Source organism: Acinetobacter sp. ANC 3832, assembly GCF_002135415.1.
Lineage (GTDB): Bacteria > Pseudomonadota > Gammaproteobacteria > Pseudomonadales > Moraxellaceae > Acinetobacter.
On the sequence record NZ_NEGJ01000012.1, the window covers coordinates 1 to 17,947 of the forward strand.

The 17,947-nt window shown below is 38.7% G+C and carries 12 protein-coding genes, 1 tRNA gene and 7 pseudogenes; 2 read left to right on the forward strand and 18 right to left on the reverse strand.

Annotated elements, in window-relative coordinates:
- Together B9T35_RS14445 and B9T35_RS18785 are read right to left on the reverse strand one after the other, a co-directional pair.
- Positions 1 to 352, reverse strand: a pseudogene (locus tag B9T35_RS14445) (hypothetical protein); the annotation flags it as partial.
- Positions 353 to 653: 301 nt separating this feature from the next.
- The gene (locus tag B9T35_RS18785; protein ID WP_265733452.1) at positions 654 to 776 is read right to left on the reverse strand and encodes a hypothetical protein; all 123 of its coding nucleotides are present in this window, start codon (positions 774 to 776) and stop codon (positions 654 to 656) included.
- Positions 777 to 798: 22 nt separating this feature from the next.
- On the opposite strand from B9T35_RS18785, the pseudogene B9T35_RS18315 reads away from it, so the two are divergent.
- Positions 799 to 1,290: pseudogene (locus tag B9T35_RS18315) on the forward strand (transposase family protein); the annotation flags it as partial.
- 168 nt (positions 1,291 to 1,458) lie between these two features.
- Here B9T35_RS18315 and B9T35_RS18865 read toward each other — a convergent pair.
- The 12 genes and pseudogenes from B9T35_RS18865 to B9T35_RS14505 form a co-directional block, all read right to left on the reverse strand.
- Positions 1,459 to 1,518: a hypothetical protein gene (locus B9T35_RS18865; RefSeq protein ID WP_416202449.1), complete on the reverse strand. Its 60-nt coding sequence runs from the start codon at positions 1,516 to 1,518 to the stop codon at positions 1,459 to 1,461.
- A gap of 13 nt (positions 1,519 to 1,531) precedes the next feature.
- A pseudogene (locus B9T35_RS18720) lies at positions 1,532 to 1,792 on the reverse strand (cell filamentation protein Fic); the annotation flags it as partial.
- Positions 1,711 to 1,905: a hypothetical protein gene (locus tag B9T35_RS18320; RefSeq protein WP_139842038.1), complete on the reverse strand. Its 195-nt coding sequence runs from the start codon at positions 1,903 to 1,905 to the stop codon at positions 1,711 to 1,713. The gene B9T35_RS18320 and the pseudogene B9T35_RS18720, both read right to left, overlap by 82 nt.
- A 191-nt stretch (positions 1,906 to 2,096) precedes the next feature.
- Positions 2,097 to 2,294, reverse strand: a pseudogene (locus B9T35_RS18870) (RHS repeat-associated core domain-containing protein); the annotation flags it as partial.
- 53 nt (positions 2,295 to 2,347) lie between these two features.
- Complete coding sequence (locus tag B9T35_RS14470) at positions 2,348 to 2,575, reverse strand: hypothetical protein (protein WP_228147163.1); 228 nt, start codon at positions 2,573 to 2,575, stop codon at positions 2,348 to 2,350.
- A gap of 26 nt (positions 2,576 to 2,601) precedes the next feature.
- Positions 2,602 to 2,970: a hypothetical protein gene (locus tag B9T35_RS14475; protein ID WP_086191809.1), complete on the reverse strand. Its 369-nt coding sequence runs from the start codon at positions 2,968 to 2,970 to the stop codon at positions 2,602 to 2,604.
- Complete coding sequence (locus tag B9T35_RS14480) at positions 2,949 to 3,179, reverse strand: hypothetical protein (protein ID WP_139842039.1); 231 nt, start codon at positions 3,177 to 3,179, stop codon at positions 2,949 to 2,951. The genes B9T35_RS14475 and B9T35_RS14480 overlap by 22 nt, the downstream gene beginning before the upstream one ends.
- Positions 3,180 to 3,510: 331 nt before the next feature.
- Positions 3,511 to 4,300: pseudogene (locus tag B9T35_RS14485) on the reverse strand (RHS repeat domain-containing protein); the annotation flags it as partial.
- Between the two features lie 53 nt (positions 4,301 to 4,353).
- Positions 4,354 to 4,740, reverse strand: a complete 387-nt coding sequence (locus B9T35_RS14490; protein ID WP_228147164.1) for a hypothetical protein — start codon at positions 4,738 to 4,740, stop codon at positions 4,354 to 4,356.
- Between the two features lie 61 nt (positions 4,741 to 4,801).
- Positions 4,802 to 9,931, reverse strand: a complete 5,130-nt coding sequence (locus B9T35_RS14495; protein WP_086191811.1) for an RHS repeat-associated core domain-containing protein — start codon at positions 9,929 to 9,931, stop codon at positions 4,802 to 4,804.
- Positions 9,932 to 10,011: 80 nt separating this feature from the next.
- Complete coding sequence (locus tag B9T35_RS14500; RefSeq protein WP_086191812.1) at positions 10,012 to 13,302, reverse strand: type VI secretion system Vgr family protein; 3,291 nt, start codon at positions 13,300 to 13,302, stop codon at positions 10,012 to 10,014.
- 79 nt (positions 13,303 to 13,381) lie between these two features.
- On the reverse strand, positions 13,382 to 14,134 hold the full coding sequence (locus B9T35_RS14505; RefSeq protein ID WP_139842040.1) for a hypothetical protein: 753 nt from the start codon (positions 14,132 to 14,134) through the stop codon (positions 13,382 to 13,384).
- 232 nt (positions 14,135 to 14,366) lie between these two features.
- On the opposite strand from B9T35_RS14505, the pseudogene B9T35_RS14510 reads away from it, so the two are divergent.
- A pseudogene (locus B9T35_RS14510) lies at positions 14,367 to 15,299 on the forward strand (IS5 family transposase).
- Positions 15,300 to 15,310: 11 nt separating this feature from the next.
- Here B9T35_RS14510 and B9T35_RS14515 read toward each other — a convergent pair.
- The 4 genes and pseudogenes from B9T35_RS14515 to B9T35_RS14530 form a co-directional block, all read right to left on the reverse strand.
- Positions 15,311 to 15,598, reverse strand: a complete 288-nt coding sequence (locus tag B9T35_RS14515; RefSeq protein ID WP_086191814.1) for a hypothetical protein — start codon at positions 15,596 to 15,598, stop codon at positions 15,311 to 15,313.
- A 23-nt stretch (positions 15,599 to 15,621) separates the two neighbouring features.
- Positions 15,622 to 16,515, reverse strand: coding sequence for a hypothetical protein (locus B9T35_RS14520; RefSeq protein ID WP_086191815.1), 894 nt, complete (start codon positions 16,513 to 16,515; stop codon positions 15,622 to 15,624).
- 132 nt (positions 16,516 to 16,647) lie between these two features.
- Positions 16,648 to 17,643, reverse strand: a pseudogene (locus B9T35_RS14525) (tyrosine-type recombinase/integrase); the annotation flags it as partial.
- A 170-nt stretch (positions 17,644 to 17,813) separates the two neighbouring features.
- Positions 17,814 to 17,903: transfer RNA gene (locus tag B9T35_RS14530), tRNA-Ser, on the reverse strand.
- Positions 17,904 to 17,947: the final 44 nt, after the last annotated feature.

Here is a 17,947-nt window from a genome sequence, read left to right on the forward strand (position 1 = left end):
CCAGCAACATGAGAAAGCTTGAGTACAATATTTCATTTTGATGCTGAATGATCCAATCTCGATCTCGCCGATGAGTTATCTTACTTAGATTTAATTCTCGTCTGATTTTTGATGCTGTCGAACTTGAAATACCGAACTCATTAATCATCTCACGCCAAGAATAATACTTAAAAGCTTCAGCCAATTCAGAGCTAACAATCAGTGATTTTGAACCTTGTCGTGGTGAACCATAAAGCCAACCATATTGCAGGGTAATCTTGTCCGAAATTTTTCGTTCTTCATGTACATCCCAATCTTCACCTTGCCAGTCTTTTATGGTTTGTATTGGGTAGAGAATATATTTTCGTGCCATGCGCTACAGATTTGATTAGGTGCATTCAGTGCAGTTGTTTTATCAAGTTCAGCTTAAAACTTGAAGTACTTTTTAAGAATATTTGCATCAGATTATTACATCATCTTCACGCAAGTAAATAGATAATCAAACATAAAAAAATGCTCATGCTTTGGGGAAAGCCTGAGCATATAAACTTGAAACAATTAATATTAATTAAATATTAATCCAACCGTATCACATTTTAAATATTTATTTTAAGTCATTCAAAAAAATTAAAAAGAAGGTTTAATTATTGGAGAGCCCTCAGACTCTCCATTGATCAATTCACCGCCCTCACACTCTTTTGTAAACCCTGCTGAATCTCCTGAACAAAGCCATCGACCTGCCAAAGTACGGATACTGTTAAAGCCTGTGATTCTAAAGATGAAGGTTCCGAATTCATCTGATTCATCTAAATTGACATGTATGTGATCGTTGATGTTACTGAGTCGCAAATTGAGCGTCCCCCCAAAAAAAATAAAATTCTATAGCAGTAAAAAGAAGAAAAATACGCTAAAAACACAAGTCATTTTTAACCCAAAATTAAAAAAATTGTCAGTATTCAGATCGACAGTGGCAGAAAACATGATCTGACGATTGCACGTAAGTATTTGAAGAAATTGGTGATTTATCCTTGCATTATGGTTGATTTAGCCTATAAAGGATTCCATCAGATTAAGCATAAATTATTGATCCTCATAAAGAAACCAACGAATTCCTCATTACCCAAGATAGCGAAACAGATCAACAAAGAAATTAGCCAGCGTAGGATAGTCATTGAACATATCAACTGCCAACTGAAACATTTGAGGATATTTGCAGAACGCTACAGAAATAGACGGAAACGATTTGGTTTAAGAATTAATTTAATTGCTGGAATGATGGATTGGACAAGTAAAACTTTATTTATAATTTAAATCAAAAACTTATTGGATTTTTTTTACAATTTAGGCGTAAAATAGGCGCAAATAACGTCCACATTTTGTCCAATTTCACTGTGCTATTATTTTAATTTTAACCGCTTACTTATTGATCAATACTGTATCATTTTGCTCATTTCCTCTCAACTCTACACCTAAACTTGATCAATTCAAATGATATTTTTTCTTAGGACTTTTCGGCTTATCAGGAATAGTACGTTTGATCCAGCTTCTATTGCATCAATTCTGCTAGCGTATAATCTTCTTGCTTCATTACTGAAACTAAACGCTGAACTTGGTCGCTCATTTCTTGATGAGCATGTACGTTATCTTGAGCGGTAACATAGCCGCTATCTTGAGCGGTAACATAGCCGCTATCTTGAGCGGTGTGATTTGAGCTGAGGATTACATCTAAAATCACCTGTAAAATGAATTCGATAAATGGTTCAGAATCAGTACGACCTGTGCTTGCTTGTAATGCCTCATAATAAGCTTTTCTGATTGTTCTGCAGTTAACCCATCTATTGTTGCATGATTCATTACCATATTCCCATTGGAATTTAATTTACCATCAAGTGTCATCTTCCCACCAGCTTTTTCAATATCACCCACGGTTGCCACACCAACTTGATTATGCAAAAAGGTTGGGAAAGTGTTGTCAAATCTGCACCTGGTTTAGCTTGAGTAGAAATACCACTAAGCTTTCCACCAGCGCCTGTTACTACCCCACTTCCCTTGGCGAGACTATCTGCGCTACAAGCTCCACTTCTACAGACTAAATCAGAGTCATTCAATATGTCATCTAACCCCATCGTATCCACCCACTGATTCGGGTTGCTTACATAAGCCGAATTATTAACTCCGCCCAATAACCCTATCGGATCCTTACTCACATATCTTGCACTAAACGGTTCATAATAACGGTAACGGTTATAATGTAGTCCTGTTTCGTGGTCGTAATATTGACCTTGGAATCTTATATTACTCTGTTCAAGCGGATTGGATTAATTATCTCAATGGGTTATCTTTTTTGTCGTGTACAAAGTCTTATTTATTACTTTTTTTTACCAAAGATATACTCTATAAGGGATATCCATAAAGTTCCTCCAAGTCCTGCAATTGAACAAACTTTTAAAGCAAAAATTAAAGAAAAATTTGAACCACTTAAAATCGATGAAAATAAACCTAAAAAAAACAAAATTAATCCTATTAAAATACCACGTACAACAAAATTAATAATTGGATGATCAGAGGCTTTAAAATTGGCAATAAAAACACTCATGATTATCTCTACAAATACAGTTAACATCACTTTTTCTCTTTTGAATCTGTTTCAGATTTGTTCTCTTTTGAATCTGTTGTAGCCTTAACAGCCCGTGAACCAAGTTGACCAAAAACTTGTTCATGCCCCCAGACAACTAATCCAGAAGCATTATTTTTAATGAATTGTCCAGTATTTGGTGAATTTCTAGCTATACCTAACCAACCAACTTGACCGAAACCAGCTGCATAAGACGTGCCTGCCCCCCATGCTCCTACTACACCACTTACTGCAGCTACACCACCTGTTCGCTTCCAATTCCACCTGTTATAATCAGCACACTGACATTCTAACATTTGCATTCCAACATCCATCCCTCCAGCTAGACCTGAGCTTATAGTGGCTGATTTAGCCATTGCAGTACTACTCCTTCTGCTCTAGCTAATGTAGCACCTGATTGCATATAAGGTGCTATTCTACTCACAATTGGTGTAGCAACTTTAGCAGTAACACTACCTAATATCGGCGCTACAGCACCACCTGCCTCTATACTACCTGCTACTATATATGGTCCATAGCCAGCAACTGCTACTGCTTGCAAATTAGTGTTTCGGATAGCACCCATCGTACTCAAAACACTTGCGTTCTCAGGATCTCTTGCTAAACCAGCCATGCTATTTGGAAATAATGCACCTAATATTCCTGTAATTGCAGCCGGTTGTCTAGGAGGACCTATTGGAAAGTCATTCCTCTGAACAGTAGAATTATTAATGATTTCAGATTGCTTAGCTCTTGCTTCTCTTACCGCTTTACCGCTTTACCGCTTATAGCATCTTCCGCTAACGACTCAGAATAACTTTTTGTATTGGCTTTACCTTGCTGTTCCATCTTTTTAATAGCTGCTTCGCTTTCTTTCAAAACAGAATCACTCACCCAAGACAATCCTTTATTATCTCTTTTTTGCTGCAACCCCATCGGATCAACCCACTGATTCGGATCACTGACATAAGCTAAATTATTCAATCCCCCAAACAACCCTATAGGATCCTTACTCACATACCGTGCACTAAACGGCTCGTAATATCTATAACGGTTATAATGTAAGCCTGTTTCACTATCAAAATATTGCCCTTGGAAACGGATATTGCTTTGCTCAAGTGGATTATCTAGGTTTGCGGTTTTGATTTCTTGTGCTATGCCCCACGTATCTTGCTTAATCTCCCAAACACACTCACCTAACTCATTACTCAGTGTTTGCGGTGTACCTACTTGATCACAGTGATAAAAAGCAACACGTTCTAATTCTGCTTTATTCTTTCTCGTTTCTGTTTTCCATACAGGGTCTTTATAAATCGAGTAGGGTTCATTTTGGAATCTTGCACTGCTGTAATCAGGCATTTCAATAAGTTTAATAAAACCTGCGTAGCCTGTTTGAAGCAACGGAACAAAGCTACTCGGTTCATACACATAGTGTTTGGTGTAGCTATTTTCTTGGTTTGGTTCTTTATTGGATTGTTGCGATTCCCAAATCATCAAGTCACCATCCCAACCAAATAAAGTCAGGTGATTTTCTTGTTGATTGTTCTTAAATAAACGACGCCCAAATACATCATAGCCATAGGTTGTGACTTGACCATTGTTGTCACTTTGAATCAGTCTATTGAGGTTGTCCCACTTCAGCTTTAAGGTCTTTCCTTCTTGCGTGCTTTCAATCACGTTGCCCTGTGCATCGTATTTGTAGTGTTTGTATTCGCTCGAATATTAATTATACAAATTATTGCCCTAGTACTGAATAATTTTTATTTTATACAACTATTTATACCATTTTGATTGTAATATAGACCAATGTTCCATGAGTTTATATCCTCATATATTATTTCTTCTCCATTTTTATTTCTTTCGATTAAATTATTAGGATATAGAATTCCAATCAGTTGATATTTATTTAAGCAATATAAAGCATAATTAGTTGAATGTTCAAATTCAACCCATCCATCTGTTTTCATTTTATCTGTAACTGTATTCATTTCTTTCTTTGATAAATTTTTCTTTTTAATTAAAATTGTTCCAGACTTGTTTCCAATGCGGTTAATTGATGGCTCAAATACTGGGGCATACGATTTAAAATATGTATTAGAGATCTCATTAAAGTTTATCATTTCAGATTTTTTTTCAGTTTCAGCCACATTTGTACATGCCACTATACAACAACTTATAATTGACATACTAATAATCTTAATTTTCATGTTATTTACTCAATTTGGTTTTAACTTCATTATACTCGTTTGATATATTAACTGATTTTTCATTCACCGATATTCCTCCATCCCACCCAGTCTTCTGAGTACTCAATCCTATTTCAATCGCTCTAGGAGCTGTAATATTCCATGCTTCAGCATTTAAAGGTTGTGCTACTCCAACTCTAACATTACGCAAAGTTACCCCAGACCCTCCACCTAAGCCATCCAGAAATGAGTCCGTAGCATCACCAGTTGATAGACCTTTAGTTTTATTAAATATATATCCTAGACTACAGCTACCTCCGAGAACATCAGACCATTTTTTAATACTTTCTTGACTATTATCAACGCCATTATGTTTTTTAGATGGAACAAATGGAGATGAATCTAATCCTTTTCCTAAATAAGTTTGACCATTATATAAATTAATTGTAATTGCTCCAGTTAAAGTCGTAGCAGAACCAGAGCAAACCATATAATCAGGTCGCCTACACCCGCCAACAGATTGACATAATAAGACTGATAAGACTACTGCACCTTGGGTTTTTTGATATGCTTTTTTTCCAAGTTCCTTAGCATCATCATAAAAAATTTTAGCCCCTCCTTTTATATAAGGATATACAAAATCAGCACCTTTTTTTATATTACTGCCTATTACTTGCGCACCATTAATAACATCATTACCCGCTATTTGCGCACCATTAATAACATCATTACCCGCCTGTTTAATCTGATTAGCCAAAACAACTGAACCAACTACAGCCATTGTAATATTATTTTGCGCTTGTTTAATGGGTTTAATTAAAGCATCTTTTTCACTTTGAGTAATCCATTCATTACTTTTCGAACCATCATTTGAACTCAGTCCTAAAACATCTATTTGCTTTAATGGATTTCTAACATAAGAAAATAAATGCTCTCCACCAAACAACCCAATCGGATCTTTGCTCACATATCTTGCACTAAACGGTTCATAATAACGGTAACGGTTATAATGTAGTCCTGTTTCGTGGTCGTAATATTGACCTTGGAATCTTATATTACTCTGTTCAAACGGATTGGATTCATTAATGGTCTTAATTTCTAAAGCTGTCCCCCATGTATCTTGTTTAATTTCCCAAATACACTCACCTAACTCATTGCTCAAGGTTTGTGGTGTGCCCACTTGATCACAGTGATAAAATGCAACTCGCTCTAACTCAGCTTTATTTTTACGTGTTTTTGTACTCCACACTGGATCTTTATAAATTGAGTACGGTTCATTTTGGAATCGACTATAGTCAGGCGTTTCGATCAGTTTGATAAAGCCGGTATATCCCGTTTGAAATAAAGGTACAAAGCTATTCGGTTCATAGACATAGTGTTTGGTGTAGTTTTTATGAGTGTATTGATTTTGCTCTGTATGATTGCTTTGGGTATTTTGTTGCGACTCCCAAATCATCAAGTCACCATCCCAACCAAATAAAGTCAGGTGCTTTTCTTTTTGATTGTTCTTAAATAAACGTCGTCCAAATACATCATAGCCATAGTCTGTGATTTGACTATTGTTGTCACTTTGAATCAGTCTATTGAGGTTGTCCCATTTCAGCTTTAAGGTCTTTCCTGCTTGCGTGCTTTCAATCACATTGCCTTGTGCATCGTATTTGTATGTCTTGCCTTGGTATTGTTGAATCAGATTGTTTTTAATTTGGCTTGTTTGTGTCGCAATAGCATCAATTAAGTTACCCGCAGGATCGAAGGTAAAGCTTTCATGTGTATGTGGGCTTTGGCTTTTGGTCAAACGTCCAATCGCATCATATTGGTAATTGAGTTTGCCTAAACGACTATCATCTATTTGCGTCAGTAAATAGTTGTTGTCGTATTGGTAGTGACGTTCTGCTTGGTGTAGTTGGTTTGCGGTTTCTTGCTCAGGGCGAATGATCTGTGAACTGAGTAAGCCCACATCATTGTAATTTTTAGTTTGAATCAAGCCATTCGCCAGCATGCGCGCTGTTTCACGGTGTAGGTCATCGCGTTGAAATGCCACTATGTCTTGTTTGTTAAAGGCAATGCCGTAGATATGACCTGAACCGTAGGTCAGATTACTTTGCACTTGCCCGTCTGGTCGAATGGTTTTGCTGAGGTTGCCAAGTTCATCGTATTCGTAGCGGAGTACCGCTGTTACTGCTGGGTGTTGTGGTATTTTGTAGTGTTGGTGTTCTCGTACCAGTTGTCCGAGGGCATTACGGTAGAAATCAATTTGACTTTCTTTGTTAGTAGCTCGACTGAGTTGATTGTTCAGGTTATATTCAAATTCTTCAGTCTGTGTATGACGTGTTTGCAAATGGGTATAGCTTTTTGAGGCGATTGAACCATCTTGGTGGTAGCCAAACTGAGTCAGGATGTTCGGTTGGCGTATTTGCAACAGTTGTCCATTATCCATGTAACTGTAGTGTTTTTCTTCGCCATCAAAGCTTTGTTCATGGGTAAGTTGTCCAAAGTGGTTGTAGTTGAATAAGTATTCAGCATGATTTTGGTTAATGAGCTTTTCGATACGGCCTTGTTTGTCCCATTGGTAGCCAACTTGGTGTTTATTCGCATCGATGCGTTTTTCCAGTAATCCCACTGTATTGTATTGGTACTGGGTGTTTAATCCTTGGGTATCGATATGTTTAAGTAAACGTCCTTCTTCATCATGTTCAAATCGTTCTTTTAATCCATCAGGATAAATAATACTTTGCAATTGCCCTTTATCTTTCCCTTGGGTGCTGTAAAGGTATTGTATTTGTTGTGCATCGGCGGAGGCTTGAGCCAATAGTGTGCCTTCGTCATCATATTCCCATGCGCTTTCTTTGCCTGAACAATCGCTATATGACGTCATTTGTCCTAAGTCGTTGTATTGGATTTTCTTAGATCCACCTTTGGCATCGGTGATTTCGACAATTTGATTGTCATTGTTATATTTGTATTGGGTCGTATGACCAAGTGGATTGATTTCCTTGGTCACATTACCATCAGCATCGTATTGTTTTTTCCAAATATTGCCTTCTGGGTCTTTGGTTTCGGTCAGATTGCCTGCTTCATCGTAGGCAAAGCGGATGATGCCACCATTCGGTTGTACGATTTTAATCAGTTGGTCTTGGTCATTATAGACTTGTTCGATTTCTAGTCCTGCAAAGTCAATTTGACGGGTGATGCGTTTTTGACTGTCACGGCTTAACCATTTTTCTCGTCCATCTGCAAGGCGAGTGCGGTAGGTAAAGCCATCGAGGTCAAAGTAGTAATAGGTCGGTACATCATAAGCATCATAAACAGCTACTTGACGTAGGCGTGGATGCCATTCTAAACGGGTTTTAAAGCTTCCATCATCTGCCCACTCTGCAACCGCTTTTGCCTTTGCTTCTGTGGAGTCATAACGGATGTTCTGCCCACGTCCTGTACGGTCGGTATAGCGTGTCAGTTGGTGGGTATCGTTATATTCATAACTACGCGTATGTCCATTCTGATCAATGGCTTGAATCAAGTTACCTTGTAGATCATATTCATAGCGTGCGAGTGGCTCAGGCTGTTCGCCGACAAAGGCTGCGATGATCTTGGCATGTTCATTGAAGGCAAATTTAAGCTGATGCTTGCCTCGTTTGAGTTGGAAATCAATTGCTTGTAAATAAGCAAATTGTTCAAACAACAAATAGCTTAAAACAACTTTTTCACTGGTCTTTTCATTGAACTGTTGTATGAGATGATAGTGTTTTCCACCATTAAAACTATGGAAATGGAAATTCCATTCTGAACCAAAGTTCAGCATTAAATCACCTTGCTCATGTGGTGTAACACTAAAACCTTCGTATGGAACAATATAAGTTTCGTAGTTGATCGAGTCAGGCAGTTGATGTTTACGCCCATTGCTGTCAATAAATAAATAACCATTTTGATTTTGTATGATTACATTGGAAAATGGCATCATCCAACGTGCGCCGATCATGCTGTGATCAAACTCATTCATTTGTGAATTGTATTGACGACTAAAGGCAAAACCAACTTTCGGTAGATAGAAGTCAGAATGATTGACGCGTTCTGCACCAATTGCATAGCTAATGCTATCTTTGGTTGAAGAGTCCGATTGTTTTAATGATGTACAAATGGGATCGTTTAAAGCATCTGGCTGTAAAGTCACAAACTCTAAAATATCACCATTCACATGCTGTTCGTGTTCACCCGTTTGGTTGATCGGCACACTAGCACTGGCTTTTTTACCTTGTTTTTGGATCGCCTTCAGGGTTTCTTGAATCAACCACGCCAACGTATATTGAGTACCTGCATTGCCTTGTTGTTGAATCGCTGTGGCGAATAAGGCTAATGCAGTTGAGGCTTCGGTCTGTAATCGACTAAGTGATGCTTCTGGTATCTCTAGTTTAGGCATCATATTGGCTTGCGCAGGCACACCAATCAGGTCAATTAAAGGCTTTGCCCAATTACTAAATTGCTTGGCTGGATCACGTTTTTCTGCTGTTGCGCCTGCTGAACCCATGCTCGGTAGAGCTACACCTAAGCTCACTGGTTTACTAAAGACCGTTAAAATTGAAGTACCAAGGGTCGTTGCACTCGATAACAAAGCAGGCAACTTAGCTTGGGTTTCTTTGAGGAATTTTTCTAAATCTCCTGCCATCTGCGCATTCAGATGCAAAGTCATGCGACGAATATCGGCTTCTTTGATTTTACCATCTTGCGGATATAAGCATTCGGCCATTAAGCCCAATATTGGGCGCAATGCCATACGTACATGAGCTTCAGCATTCGGTTCTAGAAATAAACCAATTAAGTTCATGCTAAGGAGTGCCGACTGCTGCACCCCAGCCTCAGCTTTTTTTTGTTCTGTTGCAAATAAAATTAGATCTAAAATACCACCTGATAAAGCAAAGATATTGGCAACCGTGGGTAGATTTGCACTGCCTTGAATCTGTTCAAGACGGGTATTGCCACATACTTTAAGATACTTTTGGATTTGATGCGCAATAAATTTATGATCTTCGGTATGCGTCACACTGGCAAGGTTAAACACTGCCAATTCAACAGCAGGTTTGCTTGGCGTTGTTTCCTTCGCCGTATTTTGTTCTGTGTTGGCGACTGTTGTTTGTTTGGACTGATCAATAAATGCCATCTTGTTTAACCTTAATCTGTTCTAATTTTTTAATTAATTTAAAAATAAATCTAGCTACTTCAACAAATACTATAAATGTCTTAGTCATCATCACTTTGAACAGCAGAAAAACTTCTGATGTTTCTCCCTGCTGTGAATGAGCCTGTTGGATTACTCGAACCCAATGCACCCGCAAAGCCTGTTGGCGTAATAGCAGAACTAGCACCTGACAATAATCCACCCGTTTTTTGAGCAACCATTGCCGAAGCTTGGTCTTTAAAGAAATCAATGCCATTGTCTTTGATTGCTTGGATGGATTGGCTAGGGTTCGCAATCAACTGCCCAACATTCATCATCTGCGAAGGGGATAAATTTAGGTTTAACGCCGATGATACAGAACCCAATGCACTCGATGTGAATTGTTCTTTAAACTGACCGAGTGTTTGATTACCTAAGTCTTTGAGCGCATTTTTGCCTATATTTTTTAAACTATCCCCATTCAATGAAAATAGATTGTCTTTCAGCTGAGAAGTCAGATTCTGTCCCAATGAATTCAGTGCATTTTGGGCAAATCCTGTCACACCACCAACCACTTCTTGTGACCATGTATAGTCACGATTAAAGTGACTACCTTGCACCCATGAACTGCTTGGATCGGTTTCAAATTCCACTTTCGCAGGCCCAGGGGCAATACCGTTCACTTGTGCAAAGCCATTGGCATTCAATTTACCTGAGACTTGTTTACCCAATGAATCGATGACTTTAAACCCAGTGTCTTTAAAGAAGTTCTGTCCACCATAACTTTTAAGCAAGTCTAGTGCGCCTTTCATTGGGCTCGATGCAGGCAGTTGTGCTGAAGCACTGGCACTCGCCCCACCTTGGAAAATATGTTGTCCTGCATTGACTTGGAATTTACCACCCGTCTTCGGAAAAATCCCTGAACCATTTAAAGTGATTTGTGAACTTGCGCCCGTGATCACAATTTCTTTTGGGCTACTGATGACAATTTTGTCATCAGTTGAAGAAATGGTAATGCCTTTTTTGGCTAAAACATCTAAAGCATCCGATTGCGCTTGGATTTCAATTTTGCTTTGTGCTGCAATCGCTTTAATACCACCTTGTGCTGCAAATAGGCTGACTTTTCCTAAAGCTTGTCCCAATAGATTTTTTTGAGTACTCAGGTTAATGCTATCCCCAGCCACTTGGTTAATGATCCCTGTGGCAGAAAGATGGATATCTTCAGGCGTGCTTAAAGCAATACCATCGACTGCGTTGAGCACCATGATGGCTTTTTTAAACTTAGCAATATCTTTTTCGATTTCATTGGCAAATTGAGTCAGTTGCTCTAAAGACTCAATTTCATCGGTCTTTTGATTTTTGGCAATATCACTTAAAGCTTTACTGTTGGTTTGGCTGCCTTCAAGTTGTTTCTTGGCAATTTCAGCATCAAGGTGTTCGCCTTTGGCTTGATCTTGTTTATAGGTGGAAAGCAATAACCCTTGCCCTGCACGTACTGCACCCCATTGGTCAGTACGTAGTTCAAAGCCTTCGCCACGGTCTTCACTGGTCTCTTTGTCTTTGGGATGACTGAGCTTTCCAAGATTGAGTTGGGTTGCCCCATGACTGCTTTGTAGTTGGGTACTGATTTGTCCAGTCGTGTCATCAAATCTGAGTTGTCCAAAGCCTTCGCCTTGGACTTCTTTTGATCGGATGCCTGCCAGTTTTTTGGTATCAGGCAGTTTGCCTTTGTTGTCGAATTTGGTGGGGTGTCGTTGTGCTTCGTGGATGCGTCCCACTACAAATGGTCGGTCGATGTTGCCATCAAAGAAGTCGATGACCACGATCTCACCAATTCGAGGTAAGAATCTTGCGCCATAGCCTTCGCCTGCCCAGGGTGTCAGTACATCCACCCAAGCTGAATCGGTGTCATTGTCGTTTGAGCCTGCTCCACCATCATGGCCATTGTCTTCATTTCGAGTGAAGAGGAAGCGGACTTTGATGCGACCCCATTCATCCACATGAATTTCTTCGCCTGATTGTCCGACCACTTTGGCACGCATCGGATGTGCGGTCGGTTTTTGGGTGAGCGGATTGTATTCAGGAACGGTGGTAATATTGCGTCGTTGTAGTGTCAGGTGATTGGCTTGGCGTTCGTCTTTGTTATTGGTTTGAATTTGGGGTTGTTGCCAATTGCTTTGTTGTAGTAATGCAGTGACTTGATCTGTCAGATCTTTGGGTAAGTTATTTTGGTTATAGAATGCTTTTGAGGTAATCAAAAATTCTTTGTCGGCACCTGAATGTTCATCTATTTCAGGGTGCTCGTTGAGTTGAAACCAGTAACCGACTTGTGCATCTCGTACTGTAGTTGTTGCAGTGAATTTTTTGGATTGTGAGTCGTAGTAGTTGCTTAAGTTTTCATTAAACTTTTCAATTTGGCTGTTGCCTGACTTGGTTGCACCATCCTCTCCGTTGAGGTCTTGTATCCATGCAGGACTGAAATGCCATGCTTGTTCTAAACCGAGACTGGCATTGTCTTGATTGTCACTGTGGCTATGTTTACTTTGGACTGAGCCTGCACCTTCTTCGGTTTCCAATGCATCGGCTTGCCAGCATTGGATATGGACTGAAGTTGGTTGTAGTGAGCGTTGTCCAATAAAGTTGGTCATTGAATCGGTTTGTTCTACGGCACTGCTACGATGGAAGCGAATGTTGCGTCGATCTAGGGCTTTGTATTGTGTATTGTCATCAATGAGGCGGAGTTTTTGTGCTTGGATTTGTTCGCTTGAACTAGAAACTTTCAGTTGTGCTTCATCGATTAAAGTGCTAATCCCTTCCGAGGCCAGCAATCTTTGAACAAAGTCTATATCTCGCTCATTATTCTGCATAATGAATGGACGGATATCGTAGTCTTTGCTTAGTCCACTTTTATCCAAAGTCAGGCTTGAAGCAAACAAGGGACTTTTTTGTTGCCACTCGGAGAAGATCAGTTGGATCACATCAACGACAGATTTTGCCATGAATACACGACTGTTTCTGCGGTGTTTCCACAGTGCGGTTGGGTCTTCGACAGTAAGACGATAAATTGTAAGAGAGCCGTCACTAGCACCTATATCAGCTTTGGTGACGATGCCTGTAATTCGATTGAGTTCTGATTTATCGTTGACAATATCAATTGCTGTTTGTGCGCCAATAAACTGCTTTAAAGGAATATTTGCTGATGTTGAAAGACAGATGAGTTGTAAATTTACCCCGACATTAAGCTCATGTGTTCCGTCAATTCGCTGAAGGAACACTTGTTCGTTGAGCGAGCTATTTGAAAATTGGACATGAATAGCGCGTTTTTGTGCGGTAAGTCCAAGCGACTCTAATGCAGCGTAAATATTATTGGGCATTTGTTTTCTTTATTAATAATTCTAAATTTGTGATCTATTCTACAAAAAAATGTAAAATTCGTCCATAATTGTTTTTTATTTAAGCGACACTTTGTGTCTCTTTTTTTTGCAGTTGTTTGAGTAGCTTTCGTCGATATTTAATCTGCGCTGAACTGATTTGAAACTTCTGTTGTAATTGGCTGATCTTTAAAGTTTTCAATTCAATTGCGTGCTGTAATACCCATTGATCTAAACTGATCACTCTCACGACACCAATGGTTTCTTTGATCTTTAATCTACGTCGTAATGCTTTGCGTGCATTATAGATTTCGTCACTAGAGGTATTGAGCTGTGTTGCAATCTGAATAATGGTCATTTCAGCATTTAAAATGGTATTGCGATGTTGGTAACGCCACGTCCATGTGTCACTCAAGTTTTTTAAATGTCTTTCGCTCATAGAAGGCAGATTCAACTCTGCACATGCCAATTCGTGAAATTTTCGAGCTGTATAGTCATCCGTATGTAAAATAGCGTTGAGTTCTCTAAAGCTTTTACATTGAGCAATTGCGACTTTATGCATTTGGTATGTTTTTTCTACAGCAAACTGGCTTTCGTGATGACGTGTTGTTTTTCGTTTAATACCGACATCACTGATCAAATAGTTTGAATAGCTTTTGACTATACCTTTGTGTAAACCATATTTGTCCAGCAACATGAGAAAGCTTGAGTACAATATTTCATTTTGATGCTGAATGATCCAATCTCGATCTCGCCGATGAGTTATCTTACTTAGATTTAATTCTCGTCTGATTTTTGATGCTGTCGAACTTGAAATACCGAACTCATTAATCATCTCACGCCAAGAATAATACTTAAAAGCTTCAGCCAATTCAGAGCTAACAATCAGTGATTTTGAACCTTGTCGTGGTGAACCATAAAGCCAACCATATTGCAGGGTAATCTTGTCCGAAATCTTTCGTTCTTCATGTACATCCCAATCTTCACCTTGCCAGTCTTTTATGGTTTGTATTGGCTTTGTTGCATAAACCTAACCTAGAAGGTTTATTCAGCCATATAATTTCAAAATGAATAAGCCTACCCCTAAAATCTATCGCACCACCAATTGGGCATCGTATAACCGAGCGTTAATAAATAGAGGAAATATCACCATTTGGTTTGATCCAACGACTCAATGGTATGCTCAGCCACAAGGTAGGCATGGGCGAAATCAAACCTATTCCGACACAGCAATTCAATGCTGTTTGATGATCAAATCTCTTTTTCGCCTTTCTTTGCGTATGGTTACCAGCTTTGTTCAAAGTCTGATTAAACTCTGTGGATTAGATTGGACAGCACCGGATTATTCCACACTTTGCAGACGACAAAAACAGATTGATATTGCGATCAGCTATCAAAAAAGTCATGAAGGACTACATCTATTGGTAGACTCAACTGGCCTTAAGTTTTTAGGCGAAGGTGAATGGAAACGCAAGAAACATCAGTCTGAATATCGTCGGCAATGGCGTAAACTGCATATTGGTATAGATGCTAAAACCTTGCAAATACGAGCTGTACAGCTCACAACAAATAATGTCAGTGACTCACAAGTCTTGGGTGATCTACTGAATCAAATCCCATCTGATGAACGCATTGATTCTGTCTATACCGATGGAGCATATGACACGAAATGGTGCAGACAAGTGATTTCAGATCGTCATGCACATCCCGTAATTCCTCCAAGAAAAAATGCAAGGCCATGAAAAGATAAGAAATTGGGATCTTTAGAGAGAAATGAATTATTAAAAACAGTCAAACGTCTAGGCAGAGCCGTTTGGAAAAAGTGGTCTGGTTATCATCGGCGAAGCTTGGTGGAAACCAAGATGCACTGCATCAAACTATTAGGCGATAAATTAACGGCAAGGTGCTTTCCTAGTCAGGTGAATGAAATTCATGCACGTGTAGCCGTGTTAAATAAATTCACGGAATTAGGTCGACCTCATACCCAAGTTGTCACTTGAATGTGGGTAACTTAGGGAAGATCTATCTCTAAAGCCTTTATGCAACAAAGCCGTTTTACTTTGTAATCTTCTTTATATTCATACATCAGCATATTTGAAACATAGGCACCACCACCACCGAATCCACTAAAAGTTGAAATTTCTCCTTGTACTAAAACCTGCGTCACCCCTGTCATATTGTATAAAGCAAAATAATAGCCACCTCGGTCATTGGCTTTTAAAAACTGTTGTAAATAATCTATTTCACCCTGCGTTAATTTCAATTGACCTGATGTCGTAATATTTGAATTGCTATTCATGTTTGATTCCTTTTTGATTTTGTTTATTGTGTTTCGAATTGTTGGATGGTTTTAATCACTTGTTGGCGATACACTTGCCACTTAGGCAACACATGCAATCTATTTTTACGTGTATAGATTACGACCCCGCGTGACTTATATCTAAAAGCAATCTCACAAAGCAGCAGGCTACCACAATAAATCCTTACAGCTTCATCATCAGGAACCTCAGGCGGTGAAATCCAAATTTGAAGACGTTCATTTGATAGACAGTTTTTAGGCGTTGGATCATCTGGTGCCTTATTGGCGAGCTTGTCCAATGTTACCTCCGATGCTTTATAACCCATTCCCTTTAGTCGTACATTTTCTTTTAGCTTTTCTACATCACGGCAACTCAAATTTTTATAATTTTGTAAACCATACACATCCTTAGCTCTAAAGAGATCAGACTGACTTGCTCCAAGTTTATTGACTGGATGCCTTTTCCCTGAATACAGTGATATTGAAAATCCATAGATATCTTCTTTGTTTGAAGGACGCCCATCTTTATCTAATGTTACAGGCTGACCACTTTCAGTGATTTCAAAACTGATCGTAGCTAACTGTGGCTTTTCCTTTGGATCTTTAGGCCGAGAATAACCAAATGGCCCCCCCCCCGTTGATAATATTTGTCCTACCAATCCATCAGCATTAATTCCCCCTTGTAAATAATTCATTGGTACTTTTAGTTTTAAACGTGGAGCATTGTTTTCAATATCCCCAAGTGAATCTACATATAAAACTCGATCTACTATTTTAAGCTCTGGTGCATTTCTTTGATTAAACTCAAGCAAGTCTTGTTTTTCCAACTCTTCATTATTAATACATGCAAGTAGCCCTAAACTTAAATGTAATAAAAAAATCACTTTGAGGTTTTGTTTTAATAATGTTTGATTCATTTAATTTTAATCCATATCTTTATTTTGATTTCATTAATTTCGTAGGTCGTACTTTTTCCACTTCACCAAACAACGAAAAAGTCTGATTTACATAATTCACCACACCTGAAATCTGTTCCATATACTGCATTAACCTAAACGCTTTAATGCTGTATTAATGGTGTTATCTGAAAGATATGTTTTTGCATCACGCCCAACAAATAAATATTCACTGTGTGGGTATAGATCAATAATTAACTCGACCAATTCAAATGCTTGATTTGATAATGGAACTACATGTTGCTGTTTAGTTTTACTGGCGATAAATTTAAAGCATCGCTCTTCAGGGTAGTAGTAAGTCTTTTTAAGCTTGCGGATCTCTCCTGGTCGCTGAAAGGTTAAGACTGAGAGCTTTAATGCTACCTGTGTAGTGATCAAGCAACGTGCATGCAATTTTGAGTAATTCCAAATTTTATTCAGCATCGGTGCAAGGTGGTCTTGTTCTTCGGTGACTGCTGCAAAGTTACCTCCTTGCGGATTGGGTAACTCAATATCCTCTATAGGGTTATATTGAATCAGCTTTTTTTTACGTGCTGATTTAAAGATTTGGTTTAAATCTGATTTTAAGCGTTTAGCAACAGACAATGCTTCACGATCAACAATTCGTTTAAATACTTTTGCTTCTAAGACCTCTACAGTCAATTGAGGAAAACTCATATCACCGATGTAAGGATAAGCATCATGGTTTAAACGGCGTAAAGTTTCTTCATCTTGCTTACCTTCTAATTCTCTTTTTTTAAGCCATTCTGCACTCACGATACGAAAGGTGTGTTCTGCTTCTTTTTGTTTTTGATTTTTTGTCTCTAAACGGACGGTTGCTGGATCAATCCCCTGCTTGATTAATTTTTTATAATCATCACGGACTGCTCGTGCTTCTTCCAAAGTCACTTCAGGATATGTTCTTAAGGATAAATCGTTGCGTTTAGCAATATATGGACGTGTGTAGTTGAATATCCAGTATTTGCTACCACTAGAATCAATACGCAGATATAGATTACCTCCATCAGGAAGCTTATACATTTTTTCAGGATTAGCTTTTGCTTTTTTAACCTGTAAAGCCGTCAGCTTATTGATACCACGTACAGTCATAACGTATAAACCAAAAAAAATGCAGTAAGAGATTATCTTACTGCATTTTTTACTACTTTATAACCGCTCATTGACGTACTGTGTCATAGCTTGACATACCGCCTATTTCCAACTTTAACCTTATAAGTCAATTACTTATATAGTGTTAAACAGTGTCAGAAACTTCAATGTGGCGGAAGCGGTGAGATTCGAACTCACGGAGGACTCACACCCTCGTCGGTTTTCAAGACCGGTGCATTCAACCGCTCTGCCACGCTTCCATGTGCGCAAGAATACTCATCTTTTCTACTTATAACAAGGGAAA